This is a genomic window from Streptomyces sp. NTH33, assembly GCF_003236365.1.
In the GTDB taxonomy this organism is placed as follows: domain Bacteria; phylum Actinomycetota; class Actinomycetes; order Streptomycetales; family Streptomycetaceae; genus Streptomyces.
In genome coordinates, this window is sequence record NZ_POTZ01000741.1 from 1 (window position 1) to 2,200 (window position 2,200).

Sequence of the window (2,200 nt, forward strand, 5' to 3'; positions counted from 1 at the left end):
GGCGTCGGCGCCCCCGACTCCGGTCCCGTGCGCCTGGCCGGCGCGGCGGTGCCGATCGGCCCCGGGCCGCTCGTCGCCGACGCCCGCGCCGCCGCCGTCAAGGCGCCCCCGCCGGAGGCGGGCCTGGCCGCCACCTGGTCCAAGCCACGCCCCGGCGTCAACGGCGCCGACCCCGCCGTACCGGCGGCGCCGCCCGCGCTCCCGGAGACCGCGAGCGGCTGGCGCCCCTGGCGCTTCCGCATGTCCAACGACGTCTGGGGCACCCCGTCCGTCGCCGACGACCTCGTCTACGTCACCTCCTTCGAGGTGCACGCCCTCGACGTGGCCACCGGCCGGCGCCGCTTCAAGACCCGGGACGTGGCCTGGTCGATGGCGGTCGCCGACGGCCGTGTCCACGCCTCCGACGGGCCCACCCTGTTCGCCCTGGACGCCCGCGAGGGCGCCGACCTGTGGCGGCTGCAGACCGACGCCTGGGTGTACTCCCTCAAGGCCGACCGCGGCACGGTCGTCACCGGCACCCGCGGCGGCGGCGTCCAGGCCTGGGAGGCCTCCGGCGGCCAGAAGCTGTGGGAGATCACCGGCTGCCAGACCGACTTCGAGTCCCCCGAGGCCGGCCCCGCCGTCCACGACGGCACGGTGTACGTCTGGCAGGACGCCCGCCTGCGCGCCCTGGAGGCCCGCACCGGCGAGGAGCGCTGGTCCTACCCCATCGGCGACGCGGCCTCCTGCGGCGGCGTGCCGGTGCGCATCACCCCGGCCCCCGACGGCTGCGTCTACGTCTCGGCCGGCACCCGCGTCATCGCCGTCGACGTCGCCGGCGGTCACGTCCGCTGGCACTTCGAGGCCCCGGCGGTCTTCCTCTCCCCGCCGGCCTTCGCGCCGGGCCCGGCGGTGACCGGCGGCGGGGTGTACCTGGCCGACTACCTCGGCACCGTCTACGCCCTGGACGCCGCCGACGGCCGCGACCGCTGGCGCATCGCCACCGAGGCCCGCTCCGGGATCGACCCGGTGCTGGTCGCCGCCGGACACGTCCACGTCGGCAGCGGCAACGGCCTCTACACCCTGGACGCGGTCACCGGCACCCCCAAGTGGCGCTTCCAGGCGGGCGGCGAGATCGTCGGCTCCCCGGCGGTCGCCGAGGGCCGTATCCACTTCGGCTCGACGGACCACCTGTTGTACACGTTGAAGGCCGACGACGGCCGGCTCCGCTGGAAGCTCGCCACCGGCGGCGAGATCACCGGCTCGCCGGTGGTCAGGGACGGGGTCGTGTACGCGTGCAGCAAGGACCGGTGCGTGTACGCGCTGGACGCGGAGAAGGGGACGGGTACGGCGCGGACCACCTGACCGGCGGCGGGGCGCTCCGGTGACTGGCCGGTGACAGGCCGGTCTGGTGACGGCCGTCGTACCGGATGCACGGAAGGGGCCCCGGACGGCGGCCGTCGGTCCAGGTGAGCGGCGCGCTCGTCACCGTTCCCACACAAGACGCTACGACGAGTACGCGATGGTCGCCATTCAGTGGCATGGCCGTGACAGGCGAGTCACTAGGGTGACGGCATGCAATCACGGGGACGCACACTCAGGTTCGCGGTGGTGTCGGCATCGGTGGTCCTCTGTCTGACGGGGTTCACCACCGGGCGGGGGCACGGACACGGCCACCACGGCGGCAGCGGCGGCAGTAGCAGCGGCGGAGGCGGGGGCTGCAGCAGTTCCAGCCAGGATCACGACAGTTCGTCGTCCTCGTCCGGGGGCGGCGTGTACAAGGACGACGGCCAGGGCGACTCGTACGGCGGCTCCGGTTCGAACCGGGACCGGTACGACGGCGACAACGACGACAGCTACGGCAGTGGCAGCGGTTCCGGTACGAGTGAGCCGGACTCGCAGAACGTGATGGTGAAGCTGCTGAGCTGCGCCACGAAGAAGAAGCCGTACGCGACCGTCGAGGTCACCAGCCTCAACGCCACCACCGAGGGCCGTTTCGCCGTCACCGTCAGCTTCAGGGACGCCCGCGGAATCAAGATCGTCTCCGCAGTGGAGGAGGCCGACGTGCCGGCGAACGGGAAGGTGACCGTGAGAGTGCCCGTCCCCGGCCGCGACCGCATCGCCAGGGTGGACCACTGCGACCTGGACCCGGAGGCCCCGGCAATGAGGTGAGGGCCGACGCACCTCCTCCGGCGTGGCGCTGGTCTGGGGGTTGTGGGGG

The 2,200-nt window shown here is 73.8% G+C and carries 2 protein-coding genes; both read left to right on the forward strand.

Annotated features, from left to right (window positions below):
- The coding region (locus tag C1I97_RS35710) for an outer membrane protein assembly factor BamB family protein (protein ID WP_146608410.1) at nucleotides 1-1,344 on the forward strand (1,344 nt) is incomplete at its 5' end.
- Nucleotides 1,345-1,554: 210 nt separating this feature from the next.
- Nucleotides 1,555-2,151: a hypothetical protein gene (locus tag C1I97_RS35715; RefSeq protein WP_111007091.1), complete on the forward strand. Its 597-nt coding sequence runs from the start codon at nucleotides 1,555-1,557 to the stop codon at nucleotides 2,149-2,151.
- The last annotated feature ends 49 nt before the right edge of the window (nucleotides 2,152-2,200 follow it).